The 18287-nt window shown below is 61.0% G+C and carries 18 protein-coding genes; 8 read left to right on the forward strand and 10 right to left on the reverse strand.

The window, feature by feature from the left end:
- Positions 1–22 precede the first annotated feature (22 nt).
- Together K5E37_RS15185 and K5E37_RS15190 are read right to left on the reverse strand one after the other, a co-directional pair.
- Positions 23–1645 (reverse strand): MFS transporter, encoded by a 1623-nt coding sequence (locus K5E37_RS15185; protein WP_085602859.1) that lies wholly within the window; start codon positions 1643–1645, stop codon positions 23–25.
- Between the two features lie 81 nt (positions 1646–1726).
- Positions 1727–3376: a GMC family oxidoreductase gene (locus tag K5E37_RS15190; RefSeq protein WP_221534305.1), complete on the reverse strand. Its 1650-nt coding sequence runs from the start codon at positions 3374–3376 to the stop codon at positions 1727–1729.
- A 133-nt stretch (positions 3377–3509) separates the two neighbouring features.
- On the opposite strand from K5E37_RS15190, the gene K5E37_RS15195 reads away from it, so the two are divergent.
- Together K5E37_RS15195 and K5E37_RS15200 are read left to right on the forward strand one after the other, a co-directional pair.
- Complete coding sequence (locus tag K5E37_RS15195; RefSeq protein WP_221534307.1) at positions 3510–4397, forward strand: LysR family transcriptional regulator; 888 nt, start codon at positions 3510–3512, stop codon at positions 4395–4397.
- A 99-nt stretch (positions 4398–4496) separates the two neighbouring features.
- Complete coding sequence (locus K5E37_RS15200) at positions 4497–5759, forward strand: MFS transporter (RefSeq protein WP_221534371.1); 1263 nt, start codon at positions 4497–4499, stop codon at positions 5757–5759.
- 21 nt (positions 5760–5780) lie between these two features.
- Here the strand turns inward: K5E37_RS15200 and K5E37_RS15205 are convergent, their stop codons facing one another.
- The 7 genes from K5E37_RS15205 to K5E37_RS15235 are packed head-to-tail and all read right to left on the reverse strand — an operon-like array spanning position 5781 to position 12072.
- Entirely contained in the window at positions 5781–7148 is a 1368-nt protein-coding gene (locus K5E37_RS15205; RefSeq protein WP_085602865.1) for an ATP-binding protein, read from the reverse strand.
- Entirely contained in the window at positions 7145–7807 is a 663-nt protein-coding gene (locus K5E37_RS15210) for a response regulator (protein WP_085602867.1), read from the reverse strand. The genes K5E37_RS15205 and K5E37_RS15210 overlap by 4 nt, the downstream gene beginning before the upstream one ends.
- A gap of 11 nt (positions 7808–7818) precedes the next feature.
- A complete protein-coding gene (locus tag K5E37_RS15215; protein ID WP_221534309.1) occupies positions 7819–8463 on the reverse strand; it encodes a tetratricopeptide repeat protein in 645 nt (214 codons plus the stop codon).
- On the reverse strand, positions 8460–9269 hold the full coding sequence (locus K5E37_RS15220; RefSeq protein WP_085602871.1) for an SDR family oxidoreductase: 810 nt from the start codon (positions 9267–9269) through the stop codon (positions 8460–8462). Before K5E37_RS15220 ends, K5E37_RS15215 begins: the two co-directional genes overlap by 4 nt.
- Positions 9256–9930 (reverse strand): TenA family transcriptional regulator, encoded by a 675-nt coding sequence (locus K5E37_RS15225; protein ID WP_221534310.1) that lies wholly within the window; start codon positions 9928–9930, stop codon positions 9256–9258. The genes K5E37_RS15220 and K5E37_RS15225 overlap by 14 nt, the downstream gene beginning before the upstream one ends.
- Complete coding sequence (locus K5E37_RS15230; RefSeq protein WP_221534311.1) at positions 9927–11408, reverse strand: AMP-binding protein; 1482 nt, start codon at positions 11406–11408, stop codon at positions 9927–9929. Before K5E37_RS15230 ends, K5E37_RS15225 begins: the two co-directional genes overlap by 4 nt.
- A complete protein-coding gene (locus K5E37_RS15235) occupies positions 11398–12072 on the reverse strand; it encodes a thermostable hemolysin (protein WP_221534312.1) in 675 nt (224 codons plus the stop codon). The genes K5E37_RS15230 and K5E37_RS15235 overlap by 11 nt, the downstream gene beginning before the upstream one ends.
- 206 nt (positions 12073–12278) lie before the next feature.
- Here K5E37_RS15235 and K5E37_RS15240 point away from each other — a divergent pair, with 206 nt between their 5' ends.
- From K5E37_RS15240 to K5E37_RS15265, 6 genes are all read left to right on the forward strand, one after another.
- Positions 12279–12827 carry a cytochrome b gene (locus tag K5E37_RS15240; RefSeq protein WP_221534313.1) on the forward strand — a complete coding sequence of 183 codons (549 nt, stop codon included), beginning with the start codon at positions 12279–12281 and terminating at the stop codon, positions 12825–12827.
- A 135-nt stretch (positions 12828–12962) separates the two neighbouring features.
- Complete coding sequence (locus K5E37_RS15245; RefSeq protein WP_221534314.1) at positions 12963–14654, forward strand: DUF2599 domain-containing protein; 1692 nt, start codon at positions 12963–12965, stop codon at positions 14652–14654.
- Between the two features lie 75 nt (positions 14655–14729).
- Positions 14730–15968 (forward strand): DUF2599 domain-containing protein, encoded by a 1239-nt coding sequence (locus K5E37_RS15250; protein WP_221534315.1) that lies wholly within the window; start codon positions 14730–14732, stop codon positions 15966–15968.
- Between the two features lie 115 nt (positions 15969–16083).
- Entirely contained in the window at positions 16084–16386 is a 303-nt protein-coding gene (locus K5E37_RS15255) for a helix-turn-helix transcriptional regulator (RefSeq protein ID WP_007950555.1), read from the forward strand.
- 63 nt (positions 16387–16449) lie between these two features.
- Positions 16450–17445 carry a zinc-dependent alcohol dehydrogenase family protein gene (locus K5E37_RS15260; RefSeq protein ID WP_221534317.1) on the forward strand — a complete coding sequence of 332 codons (996 nt, stop codon included), beginning with the start codon at positions 16450–16452 and terminating at the stop codon, positions 17443–17445.
- Entirely contained in the window at positions 17442–17729 is a 288-nt protein-coding gene (locus K5E37_RS15265; RefSeq protein ID WP_221534318.1) for an antibiotic biosynthesis monooxygenase, read from the forward strand. The genes K5E37_RS15260 and K5E37_RS15265 overlap by 4 nt, the downstream gene beginning before the upstream one ends.
- A gap of 109 nt (positions 17730–17838) precedes the next feature.
- Here K5E37_RS15265 and K5E37_RS15270 read toward each other — a convergent pair whose 3' ends face one another.
- The gene (locus tag K5E37_RS15270) at positions 17839–18195 is read right to left on the reverse strand and encodes a hypothetical protein (protein ID WP_221534320.1); all 357 of its coding nucleotides are present in this window, start codon (positions 18193–18195) and stop codon (positions 17839–17841) included.
- Positions 18196–18287: the final 92 nt, after the last annotated feature.

Consider the following 18287-nt stretch of genomic DNA (forward strand, 5'->3'; position numbering starts at 1 on the left):
GCCCCCGCCACACGCCGATCAATCAGTTCTTGTCCAGATCGATATTCTTCGTCTCACGCAGACAGATCATTCCCACCACCAGGCTCACCCCGGTAATCAGCACCGGGTACCACAGCCCGTAGAAAATATCCCCGGTGTACACCACCAGCGCGAACGACACGGTCGGCAGGAAACCGCCGAACCAGCCGTTGCCGATGTGATACGGCAGGGACATCGAGGTGTAGCGGATGCGGGTCGGGAACAGTTCGACCATCAGCGCCGCGAGCGGGCCGTAGCACATGGCGGAGATGATGATCAGGCCGACGATCAGGGCAACGATCATCGGTTTGTTGATCTGCTGCAGGTCAGCCTGTTGCGGGTAGCCGGCGAGGGTGATGGCGCCGCGCAGTGCCGCCTCGTCGAAACCGTCGAGCTTCACATCGCCGACGCTCACCTGCACCGCGCTGCCCGCCGGAGCGGCGACGCTGGAGTAGGGCAGGCCCTGCTTGACCAGGAAGGTCTTGACCTTGTCGCACGGGCTGTCGAATTTGGCCTTGCCCACCGGATCGAACTGGAAGGTGCAGGTCGCCGGGTCTGCCACCACGGTGATCGGTGCCTGCTGGCTGGCGTGGTCGATGGCCGGGTTGGCGTAGTGGGCCAGGGATTTGAAGATCGGAAAGTACAGCGCCGTGGCCAGCAGCAGGCCGAGCATCAGCACCGGTTTGCGTCCGACTTTGTCCGACAGCCAGCCGAAAATGATGAAGAACGGCGCGCCGATCACCACGCTGATGATCAGCAGACTGTTGGCCACCGCCGGGTCCATTTTCAGGAACTGGGTGAGGAAGAACAGCACGTAGAACTGCGCCGCATAAAAGGTCACCGCCTGGCCGGCGTTGATGCTGAACAGCGCGATCAGCACGACCTTGAGGTTTTCCCATTTACCGAAGGATTCGCGGATCGGCGCCTTGCTGGTCTTGCCTTCCTCTTTCATTTTCAGATAGGCCGGCGACTCGTGCAGGCTCAGGCGAATCCAGGTGGAAATGCCCAGCAGCACGATCGACAGCAGGAACGGAATACGCCAGCCCCAGACTTCGAACTGATCGCCAGTGAAGTAGCGGCAGCCGAGCACCACCAGCAGCGACAGCAGCAGACCGAGGGTCGCGGTGGATTGAATCCAGCTGGTGTGGAAACCGCGCTTGCCGATCGGCGCGTGTTCCGCCACGTAAGTCGCAGCGCCGCCGTATTCGCCGCCGAGGGCCAGGCCCTGCAGCATGCGCAGTATCACCAGAATGATCGGCGCGGCGATGCCGATGCTGGCGTAAGTCGGCAGCAAGCCCACGGCGAATGTCGCCACACCCATCAGGATGATGGTCGCGAGGAAGGTGTATTTGCGCCCGATCATGTCCCCCAACCGACCGAACACCAGCGCCCCGAACGGCCGCACGATGAAGCCTGCGGCAAACGCCATCAGCGCGAAGATGAACGCGGTGGTGTCGTTGACCCCGGCGAAAAACTGTTTGCTGATGACCGCCGCCAGGGCGCCGTAAAGAAAGAAGTCATACCACTCGAATACCGTCCCCAGGGACGAGGCGAAGATGACCTTTCGGGTATCGGGGCTGGCGTCCGTGCTGCGCACGGCGTCCAGAGGCTGAACGTGTTCTGACATATCGGTATCCCTCACAGTGATTGTTTTTGTTGTTTCCACTGTCGGCGCCGGCCTTCTGGGCGTGCGCCGCTGTTCCTTTGGTCAAGAGAGTGCGGTCAGTGCTTTTTCTTCGGCGGGAAAACTCCGGGCGGTTGGGTTGAGAATCAGCTGTGCCGCTTTTTCAGCAATCATCAGCGTAGGCGAACAAGTGTTACCCGAGGTAATGCGCGGCATGATCGACGCATCGGCAATCCGCAGCCCCGGCACGCCGTGCACTCGCAATTGCGCATCGACCACCGCGTCCGCGTCGTTACCCATGCGACAGGTACCGACCGGGTGGAAAATCGTCGTGCCGATCTTCGCCGCCGCTTCGTGCAGTTGCTCTTCGGTCTGCAGGCTGGCGCCGGGCAGGTATTCCACCGGATTGAAGGCTTGCAGGGCCGGGGCGCTGACGATACGCCGGGTCAGGCGAATCGCATCGGCGGCCACGCGCAGGTCTTCGGGATGGCTGAGGTAATTGGGTTGAATCAGCGGGGCTTCTTGCGGATCGGCTGAGCGGATCTCGACCCGGCCCCGGCTCTGCGGCCGTAAATCACACACCGACGCGGTGAACGCGGGGAAGCTGTGCAGCGGTTCACCAAAGCGCTCCAGCGACAGCGGCTGCACGTGATATTCGAGGTTGGCCGAAGTCTGTTCCGGCCCGGAGCGGGCAAATGCGCCCAACTGACTCGGCGCCATCGACAACGGCCCGCTGCGGTCATACAGATAACGCAGGCCCATGCCCATCTTGCCCCACACGCTGCCGGCGATCTGGTTGAGGGTGCGGGCGTTTTCCAGTTTGTAGATCAGCCGCAGTTGCAGGTGGTCCTGCAGGTTGCCGCCGACGCCCGGCAGCTCATGCACCACGCCGATGCCGAGCTTTTCCAGCAGCGGACGCGGGCCGATTCCGGAGCGTTGCAGAATGCTCGGCGAGCCCACGGAGCCTGCGCACAACACGATCTCCTTGCGCGCCTTGAAGCTCTTTTGTTGACCCTGCCAACGGGCGCTGACCTTCGAGGCGCGACCGTCTTCGAATAGAACGCGATCCACCTCGACGTCGGTCAATACCGTGAGATTGGCCCGATCACGAATCGGCTTCAGAAACGCCTTCGCCGCATTCCAGCGCACCCCGGCCTTCTGGTTCACCTGAAAGTAACCGCAACCCTCGTTGTCGCCCTGGTTGAAGTCATCGATGCTGGCGATGCCGCTTTGCTCGGCAGCGCTGCGGAACGCATCGAGAATCGGCCACGACAGGCGCTGGCGTTCGACTCGCCACTCACCCTTGTCGCCATGAAAATCCGCCGCACCGGCGAAGTGGTTTTCGCTCTGCTTGAACAGCGGCAGCACGTCATTCCAGGCCCAGCCCGGATTGCCCTCGGCAGCCCAGCCGTCATAGTCGTTGGCCTGGCCGCGCATGTAGATCATGCCGTTGATCGACGAACAGCCGCCCAGCACCTTGCCGCGCGGATAACTCAGCGCGCGGCCATTGAGGCCCGGTTGCTCTTCAGTCTTGAAGCACCAGTCGGTGCGCGGGTTGCCGATGCAGAACAGGTAACCCACGGGGATGTGAATCCACGGATAGTTGTCGCGCCCGCCGGCCTCCAGCAACAGCACGCGCTGCTGCGGATCCGCCGACAGTCGATTGGCCAGCAAACACCCGGCCGGCCCGGCGCCGACCACGATGTAATCGAATTCATCGAGGGAAGTCTGCATTCCCTGACCTCGCTTATTGTTTTTGTTGTCAGTCATCCTAGTTGTTAGCTTTCGTCAAAAGAATGTTAGTTTTTGCGCAGCCGCTGTGCGTTTTCAAACAGCGCTTCCTGACGATAGCCGACAAGGACAAGCCATGTTCGACTGGAACGACCTGCGGTTCTTTCTCGAGTTGCAACGCAGCGGCCGCTTGCTCACGGCTGCCCGCCGCCTGAACACCACGCACGCCACCGTCGCCCGGCATATCGAAGCCATCGAAAAAAGCCTCGGCACCGCGCTGTTCGTCCAGCACGCCCAAGGCTACGAAATGACCCCGGCGGGGGAGGCGCTGCTCAAACATGCCGAAGCCATGGAAAACGTCGCGCTGTTGGCCCAGGAAGAAATCACCCAATCCACGGCACCGCTGGGCAAGATCCGCGTTGGTGTCACCGAAGGCCTGGGCATCATGTTTCTCGCCAGTCGCATGATCGGGTTGTTCGAGCGCTATCCGGGGCTGGAAGTGGAACTGGTGGCTGTGCCGCGTTTCGTCAGCATCCTCAACCGTGAGGCGGAAATCAGCATTCACCTGGAACGGCCGGCGGCGGACATGCTGGTCACCCGCAAACTCACCGATTACCGGCTTGCGCTTTATGCAAGCCAAAGCTATCTGGATAGCGCACCGCCGCTGCGCAGTCGCGAAGATCTTGGACGGCACGCGTGGATCGGTTATGTCGATGATCTGCTGTTCAGTCAGGAGCTGATGTTTCTCAACAGCTTCTGTCGCAATCCGCGGGTGGTGTTTCACAGTACCAGCGTGATCGCCCAGCAACAGGCGGCGCGCTCGGGGCTTGGGATTGCGGTGCTGCCTTGTTACATGGCCGCGTCGGATCCGGATCTGGTGGCGCTGCTTCCGGATGAGAGCATCGAGCGCAGTTACTGGATCAGTACGCGGCGGGAGTTGCACAAGTCGGTGCGGTTGCGGGTGGTTTGGGATTACGTCGTGGGTTTGTGTGAAGGCGAGCGCGAGTTGTTGATGGGGCAGTAACGGACGGCTGTTTCATGCAACTAAAACGCCAGGCAAAAGGTCATTCGATTTGCGGAGGTTGAGTCATCTCGCAGAACCTCGACAATGAAGACGTTACCCGTGGCCACTCACCTCGATCGCCGCAATAACCTGTCCCTCGACAGCCTGAATTTCTTCCTCGCCGACGTGCGTGACGGGCTCGGTCCCTATTTGGCGATTTACCTGTTGGCGGTTCACCACTGGGAGCCGGCGAGCATTGGTCTGGTCATGACCATTGCCGGGATCGCTGCGCTCATCACGCAGACCCCGGCAGGCGCGCTGGTCGACAGCACACGCTTCAAACGGGCGCTGATAGCGATTGCTGCGCTGGTGGTCACCGGAAGCTGTCTGCTGCTGCCGTTCGTGACGTCGTTCAGCCTGGTGGCGGTGACGCAAGCCATCAGTGCCGTCGCCGCTTCGATCTTCGCGCCAGCCATTTGCGCGATCACCCTTGGCATTACCGGGCCTCGCGCGTTTACGCGAAGAACCGGGCGCAACGAAACCTTCAACCACGCCGGCAACGCTTGCGCCGCGTTGTTGGCTGGTTTGTCCGCGTACCTGTTCGGCCCGGTCGCGGTGTTTTATCTGATGGCAGTCATGGCGCTGGCCAGTGTGATTGCCGTCTCGTTCGTATTGGCCGACGCGATTGACCACGATCTCGCCCGAGGTCTGGAGCCCAGCGAAACGGGGCAGGGCAAGCAGCCTTCGGGGCTTTCCGTGTTGCTCACCAACAGACCGCTGCTGATGTTCGCGATTTGCTGCGCGCTGTTTCATCTGGCAAACGCGGCGATGTTGCCGCTGGTGAGTCAGAAACTGGCGCAGGCCAATCTGCAGATGGCCACGCCGCTTACGTCCGCCTGCATCGTCGCGGCGCAACTGGTGATGGTCCCGGTTGCACTGCTGGTGGGGGCGAAAGCGGATCTGTGGGGACGCAAGCCGTTGTTGCTGGCAGGGTTCCTGATCCTGCCATTGCGCGGCGTGTTGTATGTGCTGTCGAACGATCCGTGGTGGCTGGTTTCGGTGCAGTTGCTCGATGGCATCGGCGCGGGGATTTTCGGCGCGCTGTTTCCGGTGGTGGTGAAAGACCTGACGCTGGGCACCGGGCATTTCAATGTCAGCCTTGGGGCGATTTCGACGGTGTTTGGTCTGGGGGCTGCGCTGAGCAACAGCCTTGCGGGGATTGTGGTTCAGGAGGCGGGATACAGCGCTGCGTTCCTGACCTTGGCGGGGGTAGCGATGGCGGCGCTGGTGCTGCTTTGGGTGGCGGTGCCGGAGACGGTGTCGCGCTCCAATACCGAATCAAAGGCATTGCACAGCAAGGCGCCACCGATGGTTGCGCCATGACTCAACGGTCGCAAGACTTGTTCAACCGGCGGGAATCGACAGCGTCGCCCTCAGACCGCCCTCGACCCGGTTTTCCAGTGTGATTCGCCCGCCCAGACGGGTCGCGATGGTATGGACGATGGTCAGCCCCAGCCCCGCACCTTGGGGATTGCCCCGGCTGTAGAACCGTTCGAACAACCGCGCTCGATCCGCTTCATCGATTCCCGGCCCCTGATCTTCAACGCTCAAATGGTAGAAGCCGTCGGCCTGGGTCAATTGCACGCCGATCACGCCCTGTTCGGGAGAGAAATTGGCAGCGTTGGTGATCAGGTTGTTCAGGGCGATGTCGATGGCGGCAGCATCGGTGAGGGCATTGAAGGAGGGGGCGCTGACGTCGAAGGCCAGTTCCAGATGTTTGCTCAACAGCCACGGCGTCAGTTGCACCAGACTGTTGCGTACGATTTCACCGAGATCGATGCGTTTGTTGGCAGGCGCCTTGGCCTCTGGTTCGAGGCGGGCCATGGTCAGCAACTGATTGACCAGGCGGCTGGTGCGATCCACCCCGGCGATCAAAAACTCGAGTGACTCGCGCCGCTCCTGTTCAGTGCCGGCCTCCAGCAGGTTTTGCGCATGGACACGCAGTACCGCCAATGGCGTGCGCATTTCGTGGGCGGCGTCGGCGATGAAGCGCCGTTCACGGCCCAGCACTTCCTGGATCTGCGCGAGCATGCGGTTGAGCGCGGCCTGCATCGGTTCCAGCTCGCTGGGCAGGGGTGTCAATTGCAGCGGTTCGAGGGAGCCACTGTGGCGGGCGCGCAGGGTTGCGGCCATGTTGGCCAAGGGTTTGAGACCCCAACCGATGGCCAGCCAGATCATCGCGGCAAGGACGAGGCTGCCGATCACGTTCGGCCATAGTGTGTGGCGGACGATCCGGTCAACCAGATCCGCTCGCACGTCGCCACGTTCGCCCACCCAGATGCGCAGCCCGTTCTGTTTGTCTTCCAGGATAAAGGCCCGCCAGTGGCGCTTGTTCAGATCCTCCACGTCGCTGAAGCCAGGCTGGATCGGCGGCGTGCTGAAGGAGGGCGCGCTGGCGGTATGCACCAGGACCTCGCCCTTGGTATTCCAGACCTGAAAGGCGAGTTTTCTTTCGTAGGGGTGGCCGTCACCTTTTGGCACAGCTTCAGCCAATGCCGAGTTGAACGCCCGATACAGATCCGCGTGTTCCTGCCCCGGCAACGGCATGCGCATCACGCCTTGCAGCAGACGCGCATTCTGCGCCAGTTGCGCGTCGTAGACTTCGGCGATTTCGTGGTTGCTGTCGTGCAGGTTGAACAGGCTGAGCACTGTCAGCCCGGCAAGCATCAGGCCGATGATCAGGGTCAGGGTACGGCGTCGGATCGAGGTCATCGACGCTCCTCCACCAGATAACCCACACCGCGGATGGTGCGGATCAGGTCGGTGGAGAATTTCTTGCGCAGGTGGTGGATGTGCACTTCCAGGGTGTTGCTTTCGGCTTCTTCGTTCCAGCCGTAGAGCAGTTGCGTCAAGTGATCGCGGGTCATGACCCGGCCGGGTGGCGACAACAGTTCATGCAGCAGCTGATATTCCTTGGGCGTGAGTATCACCGGCTGGCCCAGATAGCTGACTTGCTGGGTGCCGGGGTTGAGGCTGATGCCGGCGTGTTCGATCAGCATCTGCGCGCGTCCGGCACTGCGTCGCAGCAGGGCGCGCAGGCGGGCCTTGAGCTCGGCCAGGTCGAAGGGCTTGATCAGGTAGTCGTCGGCGCCGGCGTCCAGTCCCGCGATGCGGTCTTCCGTGGCATCGCGTGCGGTGAGGATCAGCACCGGCAGGTTCGAGCCACTGGCGCGCAGACGGCGTAACACTTCGAGACCGTCCATGCGTGGCAGGCCGAGATCGAGCACCGCCAGGTCAAAGGTCTCGCTGAGCAGGGCGTGCAGGGCGCTGCTGCCGTCCTTGAGCCAGTCGACGGTGTAGCCCTCGCGCCCCAGCGCCTGATGAATGCCCTCGCCAAGGGCCTCGTCATCTTCGATCAGTAATAAACGCACACGAACCCCTGTCAGTCGAGTTTCTTGTTCACGTCCACCAGCAACGCGGCGATCTCTTTGCGGCGCCCGGCGTCCGCACTTTCCCTGCCCGGACGGGGAGCGGCCTGCTGGGCTTTTTGCAGCGCTGCCCTGGCTTCAGCGTAGCGTTTCTGACGGTAGAGGTGGTCGCCCCAGAAGTACAGGCTGTCGATGCCGTCGGGGTTGAGTTGCAAAGCCTGTTTGAGCAGTTGTTCGGCTTTGTCGCTGTCGCCGAAACCGATCGGCCAGCCCGGTACCCGGTCGTACAGCGCGGCAAGGCTGGTGTAGGCCGAACCCTGCAATGCCTTGGGGTCGAGGGTCAGGGATTTTTCCAGATCGGCTTTGGCGTCCTTGGCTTTGCCCAGGGCCCCGAGCCCGCCCTCGGCACCGGCCCAACTGCTGGTGACGATGCCTTTCCAGATCCAGGCCTCGGCGACGGCCGGACGTTCCGTGGCGAAGTGCGTTGCCTGGACGGCCAACTGTTCAAATGCAGCGGCGCGCTGTTTTTCCGGTGTTTCGTACTGGATGTGCGCCCAGCTCTGCTGGATGCTGTTGAGGCGTTGTTGATCGGCAGCGTCCAGCGCCCAGGCACTTTGACTGAGGGCGCCCAGCAGCAAACAGGCGAGAATTTTTTTCATGGTTTCGGCGTCTCGTTTTCAGGTTTTTCACTCAGGCGACGGATCAACGGCAATTGCTTGCGCAGACCGCGATCCACCAGATTGGGCAGCAGGCTGTTGAGGCGTACGAAGAAGCGCTCCGGCCAGCCCAGATAGAGGTCGCGGCGATCACCGGCAATCGCATGGATCACGGCGGCGGCGACGGCCTGCGGATCGTCGACGCTGGCTTTGAGTGCATCGTTCAATGCCTGCGCAGCGGCACTGTTCATGCTGGTGCGGGTGGCGCGCGGTGCGACATACAGCACGCCGACCCGGGTGTCCGCCAGTTCCCGGCGCAAGGCCTCGGAAAATCCGCGCAAGGCAAACTTGGTTGCGCAATAACTGGCATAACCGGGATAGCCGATTGAACCGTAGGTAGAGCCGACATTGACCACCATGGCGCTGTCGGCCTGCTTGAGCAGCGGTAGCAACAGTTTGGTCAGGCAGATCGGCGCACTGATGTTCACCGCCAGCATGGCGTTGATGTCGCTGTCGTCGAGCTGTTCCAGCATTGCGAAGTGATTGACCCCGGCGGCGTTGATCAGCAGGTTGATGCCGCCGATGGCCTCGGCGGCGGCCAGCACCTTGCGCCGGTCGCTGAGGAATGTCAGGTCGGCAGCGACCCAGCACAGATTCTGTGGGTAAAGATCGAGCAACGGGCGCAGCGATTCCTGATGTCGCGCCACCGCCAGGACTTGCGCACCGGCGGCGCACAGGGCACGGGTGATGGCCAGTCCGATGCCACCACTGGCACCGGTCAGCACCACACGGGCTTCATGCAGCTGCATGTTGAACCTCCGTGTCACGGGGCAGGCTTCGGAACATGTCGGTGTAGAGCCGATAGACGACTTTCGAGGCATGAATCACCGCCGCCTGATCGGCCGGATCTTCCAGCTGATTCATCAACCGGCGATAGGTGTGCATGTGCTCGATGTCGAGCGAACCGTGGGAGCTGAGATAACTGAACGCCGTTTCGGGCAGCGCCAGTCGTTCGCGAATGCTGCCTGCCGCGTGTGTGGCCAAAGCGATGCTGGTGCCTTCAAGCACATTCACCATGCCGAACAACCCCACCGGGTTGCCCCGGGCGATCAGGTCGTAGAGGAAACTGACCATCAGCTCGATCGGCAACGAAGGCTGACCGTCCCGGACCGCGTCACGATCACCGCCACAAGCGGCGATGTCGTCGAGTACCCATTGCTCATGACCGTATTCGTCCTCGATGTATTCGCACACGGCTTTGCGCAGCCATTCCAGGTGCGTCGGCAGTCGCGCACCACAGGCCATCATCAGCGGTACGGTGTGGCGCACGTGGTAGTAGGCCTGGGCGAGAAACGCGCGATAGCTTTCAAGGCTGACCTTGCCTTGCAGCGCGTCGAGAATCACCGGCAGGTTGAACAACTCGTGGCGTTCCTGTTGTGTGGCTTCTTGCAGGGTGTCGAAAAAACTCATGGTGCCGATTCCTCGGAAAGGACTGATTCAGTGAGCAAGGTGCGGTACTGCGCGACGATCGCATCGCGGCGCGGGCGGCCGTTGGCGGTGAGCAGGCCATTGGCGGCGGTGAAGGGTTGTTTGAGGCGCGTCCAGTGATGCACTTGGGCGTAATCGGGCAATACCTCGTTGGTAGCGGCGACGGCGGCTTCCAGTTGTGCATCGGTGCAATCAGGGCGATGTGGCCAGAGCAGGGCGTGGTTGTGTGGCAAGGCCTCGCCATACACAAAGGCCTGAGCGATGTGATGGCGCTGGGTCAGTTCGGACTCGACCCATTCCGGGTTGACGTTGCGCCCGAAGCTGGTGACGAACTGATGCTTCTTGCGGCCCTTGAGGTAGAGAAAACCTTCCGGATCGAATTCGCCCAGATCACCGCTGGGCCACCATTCATCACTGAATGCCGGTTCGCCCAGGTAACCGATCAGTGTCGAGCCCTTGATCAACACCTCTCCGTCTTCGGCAAGGCGTACGTCGAGATGGGGCAGGGGCCGGCCGACACTGCCCGGACGCCGAGCCCCGGGCCGGTTGAGGCAGACCACCGAGGCGCACTCGGACAGGCCGTAGCCTTCGTAGACCGGCAGGCCGACCCGTTGCGCGCGGTGCAGCAGATCCTCGGAAACCCGTGCGCCACCGACGGCGGCAAAACGCAGCGATTGCGGATCGAAGGCTTTCTGTTCGGCAGCGCTGACCAACAGCAAAAGCAATTGCGGCACCAGGATCAGACTCTCGGGCGCCCGGTGGGCCAGGCAGCCGAGCAAGCGCGGCAGGTCGACGCCGCTGGCGCCCTGGATGCCCAGGGTTTTCTGGCTCGGCACGCTCAACGTCGCGCCGGCGTACAGGGCCGCGTAACAGCCAAGGTTTTCCAGCAGGATCGCCAGCGGCAGCAACGCCACGTGATGTTGAGGGGCTGTGGGTTTGCTGGATTCTTCCAGCTCCCGAGCGACCCGCAGCAGACTGTCCGCGCTCAGGCACACGCCCTTCGGTGTACCGGTGGTGCCGGAAGTAAACGTCAGTTTGGCAGTGCCGGCCGGCAGGCGGTTCGGGCCTTCAAAAGCGCGGCACCAGAATTCACCGCGTTGTTCATAACCGGCGGCGAGCAGTTCGCTCTCCAACTCCGGTTCAGCGATCACCCGTTCGGCCTGGCTTTGTTCCAGACAATGGGCTCGCTGCGCGGAGCTGAAAAAGGGCGGCAGCGTCACGCAGGCCAAGCCTTCAAACAACGCCGCCAGATCCCAGAGTATGGCCTCGACGCCGTTTTCCAGTGCCAGGGCAATAACCTTCACGTTTTCATCGCGCAAGCGCTGCTGGCGGTACATCACTTCGGCGTACAGCGTCGTGTAGCTGATTTTCAGCGAGTCCCCCCACAACGCCAGGGCGTTGTCATTGCGCCCCGCGTGGCTGCGCAGGGTTTCCTGAAATCGTTGACGTTCAAGCGACATGGCAGGCTCCCTCAACGGATGTCGGCAATCCCAGCCGGCTGAACAGACCGATGTTGCGCAGATGGATAAAGCCGGCGCGGATATTGCCGACATGTACCCAGGGTTTGCTTTCGTAGTAACTGCCCCAGTGGTGACGGTCATCGCCCAGCCGTTCCGGGTCAGCGGTGCACAGCGTCACCGGTTTCAGACCCAGGCGATGGAAGCTGTTGACCAGCCCGATATTGCCGGTGAATGTCACCCACTCCAGACCGCCCATGGCCAGCAGGTAAGTGATTGCAATGATGCTCAGGCGCGCGCTGCCGGTGTCGCTGGCAGCAAGGTTGCCGACCTCGACAATGCCGCCACGATCCACCGGACGGTCGGCCGCCGCGCTGATCAACGGCTCGATCGGCTCATCCAGGTAGCGTTCGAGAAACAGCGATTCAAGATGCGCGCGGCGTACGCCGGCCACCGCGCACAGGTCGCCGGAGTCGTTGTGCACGCCAAACAGTTCGGGCATGAAATGACGAATATCGGCGCCATGGGCCTTGCGAAAACGCTGTTGAATGAACGCTTCGAACGGTGCCCGCTGAGCGTCGCCCGGCAGCGAGCTGGACAATCGCATCAGTGTTTCGGCATGGCCGAAGTGCAGGGGCAGGGGGATGTTCCAGTCAGAATCGGGCATGGGCTGAACGCCTCCCTCAATAGGTTTGAGTGGAGTATCCGGACCATTTCTTAACGAAGTCTGAAGGTGAAAAAAGGTTAACGAAACCGTTGATCTTCAGACTGTCTTAAGACTTTCAGGGCAGGGTAACGCCGTCGGTTCGCCCGGCAACCGGATCGAAACGGCCGAACGAGTCGGCCGTCGCTCACAACAATCACGAGGCACCTATGACCCACGACATGGCCGCACCCCGTTATGGAAAACTGTCGATCACATTGCACTGGCTGATGCTGGCGTTGTTCGTCGGCGTATACGCTTGCGTTGAAATCAAAGGCTTCATGCCCAAAGGCAGCGAAGCGCGAGGCCTGTTAATGGGGTTGCACGGGGTGTTTGGCGCGAGCATCTTCGTCATGGTATGGGTCCGCCTCCTCGGACGCCTGTCGCCGCGTCCACCGATTACCCCGAAACCTCCTGCCTGGCAGACCGCAATCGCTCACCTGATGCACTTGGCCCTGTATGTGCTGATGATCGTCACACCGGTGCTGGCCTGGCTGATGCTCGCCGCCGGCGACAAACCCTTTCCGTACTTCGGCTTTCATTTACCGGCGCCGGTGGCGGTCGATCCGGACATGGCCAAACAGATCAAGTATTGGCATGAACTGCTGGGTAGTACGGGCTATTGGCTGATCGGCCTGCACGCGGCGGCGGGACTGTTTCATCACTATTGGGTGCGGGACAACACGCTGCTGCGCATGCTGCCGTCGCGTCAGCGGTGAGTTCGGTGTTGAGTTAAGTGTTCAAGAAGTGAGGACATTTTCATAACGTTTCGGTCAGCGGTTTGACCGTATGGATTGAGCTAACTACGCTGCCCTTCATGGAAGTGTCATCTCGCACGACAAGGAGTGTCGGTTATGCGCGCAGCCGTTCGTTCGCCTTTTATTCTGGGCCTGTTTCTACCCTTGGCATTCAGCGCCATGGCGGCCCAGCCACCCCTCGATCCGCTGGAAACCCTGAACCGCATCAACCGCAACTACAACACCCTCAAGGATGCCTGTCAGGAGCCCGACACCGGTGCTGCTCGCGGGCTCTATTACTGCAGCGGGGTGACGCTGCGAATGGTCAACGACGGGCCGTTCAACCCGTGGGACTACAGCCCTTACGCGATCAAGATCGGCGCGACGTCCTACTCGTGGATCCGCAAGGATCTGAGCACCCGGATCCTCATTCACCCGGCCGGTTTCATCCTGCGCAATCCCACTGATGCGGCGGCGCTGCAATTGCCGGTCAAGGAGCAAGGCTTCACCTGTATCTACGCCTTCGATGGCGGCACCGGGCCCGAGCGCAAGTGGTATGGCTGCGGCTTTTTCGACAGTCGCGAACCGCCGCGCGCCGCTCAGGGAACGATGAACAACAAGAACGCCGCGCTGGCCTATGGCACCTGCGCGGAAGCCGGCGTGACCACCGCCGAGCAGTGGACCAACAAGTACACCGGGTTGATGAAAGGGCCGATCCAGTACGGCCAGTGTTCCTGGAACGCGGAAAAGCCCAGCGACTGGAATGCGATGATCCGCGTCCACGAATCGCGGGTGAACACCACCAACAAAGACCCCTTCGCCTTCAGTGCGCAGGTCAACGAATTCATGTTGAAGAACGCTTCGTCGACTAACGACGGCAGCGAGAACATGAAGTACATCGACGCCTTCATCTACAACGTCAACAGCACGCAGAACTTCGCCACCCGCGGCGATCAGGCGCCGCCGAAACCGGAAAACGGCTTGAACAGCGCGCGCAACTTCCAGAAGAAACTCCAGGCTCAGGGGTACAGCGTGCCGGTCCTGCGGCTGGACTTCACCAAGCCGCCGGAGCAGCGTTTCAGCTACGTTGCGGCGGATCAGGCGATTGATCTGACAGCCGCTGGCAACGGGCAAACCACGCCGGCTCCGGTGCCTCGCTACATTGTTTCGGCCAACTGGGTCGAACGCCACGACCCCGGCACGGGCAAGAACGAGTGGACCCTGAACGTCACGCCCACCGCTCAGGGCAAGGCGATTCAGGCCAGCGATCAGGAGGCTTTGTACAAGGAATTGTTCGCGCTGCGCGGTGCCGACAGCCAGTGGCGCGACAACGAAAAATCCGCCGGCAGCATGCGTCAGCAATTGAGCTGCCTGGTGCAGAACTACCCCGGCAAGACCGAATGGAATCTGGAACCGTTCCGTCCCGTGGTCACCCCTCAGGAAGCGGCGAAGGCCGGTTGTAATCCGCTGCCGGTGAAGGCACCGCAATACATCGCATCTGCCGACTGGGTCAAACGCTACGACCCGGGCACCCGTCAGGATGAATGGACCTTGAGCGTCGTGCCGACCGCCGCCGGACGTGCCTTGCCCAACGAACAGATCGACGTCTTGTACCAGCAGTTATTTGCCCTCAGAGGCGCCGATGGCAACTGGCGCGACAACGAGAAATCCGTCGGCAGCATGCGTCAGCAATTGAACTGCGTACTGGTGAATTACCGCGCCAAGACGCCATGGAATCTTGAACCCTTCCGGCCTGCGCTTTCGGACAACGAGACCCGCTCGGCAGGTTGCAACCCGGTTTCGCGTTAAGCCCGCCCGATGCAGCAGGACGTCGCATCGGGTTGAGCAGGGAAGGTCAGAAGCACCATCAGGGAGAAACACGTCATGAAAGAGCGCTGGAACAGGATCGTCCCGTTACTCGCGGTTCCATTGTTTCTGCACGCGACCTCGGCCAGTGCCGAGTCCTGTGAAGAAACCCTCAAACGCGTTGAAAGCTTGTACAACAAAACTGTTGCCAGTTGCGGAGGAGATCCGGCGTCGGACTGCTCGGGTCTGTTGATCCGGGGCACGCACCGGGCCGACCCGGCGAAAGGGCAGAAGTGGGATGTGTGGAACCCAAGCCCCAAAGCGGTCGAACTGGGCACGTTTGCCGCCTCCTACATGCGGGCTGATGGTATCAGCTACGAAGACCCCGGCATGAGCACCCAGAACGGGTACATCATCACCCCGGTCGATATGGTGCGCGATCCGGAAAATCCGGTGCATGTTTACTGCGCATTTCCCAACGATGCCTGGACCGATTTTCGCGACGATCGCGGCTGCGGCAACAACAAGAACACCAGCCCGACCGAAGCGGTCTGCCAGGCCATGGCGCCGCCGATCACCAACGTCAACGCGTGGGTCGCGCACTTCACCAAGTTCAACAACAACCGCCAGCAGGATCAGCTGCAATGCGGCTTCAACATGCGCAATCCGATGAGCAGCCAGGATCGGGTCAACGCGTTCCAGAACTTCATGGGCGCCCGGCGCGTCATCAACACCCGTGAGTTCCAGACCCAGACCGAGCTGCGCCTGGGCAACCCGAAAACCGATGAATTGCCGATCCTGGCGTTTTTCTACAGCGACTCACGGGGCTTGAACGATGCCCTGGCCAACCAGCGCGACTACAAAGCCAAGACCGGCAAGGATCGCAACATCGTCAAGATCGACTTCCCGAGAACCCCGACCGCCAAGGCCACGTTCTCGTGCATGCAGACGGCAGCGCCACCGGCGCAACAGTTCTGCGAGAAGTACATCGAGTCCAGCACCTGGGTTCAGCGTGACGACCCTAAACTCGGGCCGAAAACCTGGTCTCTGGAAGTCGTGCCGACCGCCTGTGGTCGCGCGATCAAAGACGACCAGACCGACCGCATGTTTGCCGAGCTGTACAACAAACATAAAAACGACGAGCAATGGCGCCAGTACAGCGTCAACGGCGGGTCATTGCGCCGGCAGCTGGTCTGTCATCTGGCAGCGACGTTTGATGGCAAGCCTGTGAGGAACAAGCCGGAGTGGAACCTTGAACCGGCGCGGCCGTATGTGGATCAGGCGACGGCGGTGGCGCAGCGGTGTAATCCGTACTGAGGTTTTTTTGCGATGAGGTCCGGTCTGCTGATGCCGTGGGTGTCGGCAGACCGTTCTGTTTTCCGCTGGTCAATCAGCGTATTGACATATCGAATAATCTCGATATTCTCGCGGCATGGACCTGATCGAAGTATTCAAAGCACTCTCAAACCCGGTACGGCTTGAAATCCTGAAAGGCTTGAAAGACCCCGTAAAGAACTTCCCCCCGCAGGACGAGGGCGACGTTCACACGGTGGGCGTGTGTGTGAGCAGTATTCAAGAGGGCATCGGACTCTCGCAGTCAACGGTGTCCGGTTATCTTGCAACGCTGCAGCGCGTGGGCCTGGTTGAAGTCAGGCGCATCGGTCAGTGGACCTACTACAAGCGCAATGAAGCCAACATCAGCGCTTTGGCCGAGGTCATAGGGAAAGAGCTGTAAAAAAATTTACCGCATTATATCGAGATATCTCGATATCCCTTATTGTCGATACGAGGATTCACCATGAAAGCGATGCTGCTTGAATCATTTGGCAACCCGGAATCGTTCACACTCTGCGACGTGCCCAAACCCGTGCCGGAAGCGGGGCAAGTGCTGGTCCGGGTACACGCCACCTCGATCAATCCATTGGATTATCAAGTCCGACGCGGCGACTATTCCGACCTGGTGCCACTGCCGGCCATCACCGGACATGACGTCTCCGGCGTAGTCGAAGCCGTCGGCCCCGGCGTGACGGCTTTCGCCCCCGGAGACGAAGTCTGGTACACGCCGCAAATCTTTGACGGCCCCGGCAGCTATGCCGATTACCACGTGGCGTCCGCCAGCATCATCGGCAAAAAACCTTCCTCGCTGAGCCATCTCGAAGCGGCCAGCCTGAGCCTGGTCGGCGGGACGGCGTGGGAAGCGCTGATCGTGCGGGCGGCGCTCAGAGTGGGGGAGAGCATTCTGATCCACGGCGGCGCGGGAGGCGTCGGACACGTCGCCATCCAGCTCGCTAAAGCGATGGGTGCCAAAGTGTTCACCACTGCGCGCGAAGCAAACGCCGGGTTCGTCCGCCGCATGGGCGCCGACGTGATCATCGACTACGAAAAGGACGACTACGTCGACGCCATCCTGCGAGAAACCAATGGCCTCGGAGTGGACGTGGTATTCGACACCATCGGCGGCGACACACTCTCGCGCAGTCCCGACGCCCTCGCACAACTTGGCCGCGTGGTCTCGATCGTCGACATCGCCAAACCACAAAACCTCGTTCAGGCCTGGGGCAAGAACGCGAGCTATCACTTCGTCTTCACCCGCCAGAACCGCGGCAAGCTCGATGAATTGAGTGCCCTGGTGGAGCGCGGTCAACTGCGACCACATGTTGGCGCGGTGTATTCGCTTGCGGAGATTCCGCTGGCCCATGCTCGGTTGGAAAGTCCCAATAACGGTCTTCAAGGGAAGATTGCGATTGCGGTCGAGCCGGGGCTTCGGGCAGGTTCTGTGGGGGATGCGTCATGATTTATGAGATCGCTTTGTTGCCTGTTCACGCAGAACGTGTTGATGAGTTCCGGCGTGCATTTGCCGAGGTCGCGCCTTTGCTCCGCCGCGCGAATGGGTATGGCGGGCATATGCTTGCGCAGGGGATTGAAACGCCGGAGCGGTTCAATTTGATCGTGCGGTGGGAATCGCTTGAGGCTCATGCGGAGTTTGAGGCGGGGGAGGATCACAGGGTCTTTATGTTGGGGCTGGAGGAGTATTTTTCGGAGGAGCCGCAGGTTTATCACATTGAGGGGGCGGGTTAGTGCGGGTGAAGGTGATGGGGGGCTTTGGCCCGGAAACTGAAACAGGAGCCCTTCAGAAAAAGGGAGCAGATTCACTACCTGAATCTGCTCCCTTTTTTGTTCGTTAAGCTCAACCGTTGGCGTTTGCTCTCTTTTCCGCCGTCACGATGCAAGCCTTGTAGAAATTGGAATGGAAATCGCTGATCGCTTTCTGCTGCAAGCTCTCGCTTGAGTATTGAGGAATCTCGTACGCCTCGCGGATCAACGACTTGAACACCTCACCCACGTACTCGTTCTGCTTACCTGCCGCTTCGGCCAATTCCAACACCGAAGCCATGGGCACGCCTTGCTGCCTGGTTTTCATGACCTGTTTGGCCGAGTTTTCTATTCGTTGGCACTCTTCGAGCTCTTCCTGCGGTACGGGAGAGGCAAGGGCGGAAAAACTGATGGCGAAGGTGACTGCTGTTGCCAGACATTGTTTGTGCACGAGGTGTCGTCCCTGGTTTTGAGGCTGAACCATATCATTCGTGGCTCGGCGCCACCATTGCAGGCAGGGAGAAAGAGCGCCAAGTGCTGGCA

The sequence above is a fragment of the Pseudomonas sp. RIT778 genome (assembly GCF_019718735.1).
Taxonomy (GTDB): domain Bacteria; phylum Pseudomonadota; class Gammaproteobacteria; order Pseudomonadales; family Pseudomonadaceae; genus Aquipseudomonas; species Aquipseudomonas aphyarum.